Annotated in this window: 1 protein-coding gene; it reads right to left on the reverse strand. The window is 68.8% G+C overall.

What is annotated here, in order from left to right; translation table 11 throughout:
* The coding region (locus tag H3O04_RS35635; RefSeq protein WP_202589546.1) for a DUF484 family protein at positions 1-486 on the reverse strand (486 nt) is incomplete at its 3' end.
* Between the last annotated feature and the right edge of the window lie 101 nt (positions 487-587).

The raw sequence follows: 587 nt of genomic DNA on the forward strand, positions 1-587 counted from the left end.
GGCGAGCGCGGGCGCGAGCCACTGGGCGGCTTCGAAGCCGGTGTTCGCGCCGCAGTACGGCGTGGACAGGCCGTTCGTGAACAGGCGCACTTCCTCGCCGACCTGGCGCGCGAAGTCGGCTTGCGCGTAGGTGTCGGCGACGTCCCACACGCGCAGCGCCGTCTGCGGCACGTCGAACACGTCGGCGATGCCGTCGGCGATCGTGCGCGGCAGCGCGTACGGATCGCGTTCCGCGATCACGCGCGCGGTCCAGCGGCTGAACTTCGCGGACAGGCTGTCGTTCTCGTGGCCGTAGCGCACGAGCTCGGCGAGCCGGCGCTCGAGATGCTTGTTCTTGTCGCGCAGCATCTCCATCTGCCGCTCCTGCAGCGAGATCGCGGCCTTGCCGTGCGGATTCGCGAGACGGATCGTCGCGAGCAGCTCGGCGTGCTGCGCGAAGAATTCGGGGTTGGCGAGCAGGTAGTCGGCGACTTCGCGATCGTTCATGTGGCGGGAGCGTTCAGTTATCAGGGACGTTGCAGGGTCAGGCGTTCAGGTCGATCTCACCTTCGAACACGGTCGTGGCGGGGCCGGCATCCGGCGCGGCC

The sequence above is a fragment of the Burkholderia sp. KCJ3K979 genome (assembly GCF_016759955.1).
GTDB lineage: Bacteria > Pseudomonadota > Gammaproteobacteria > Burkholderiales > Burkholderiaceae > Burkholderia > Burkholderia orbicola.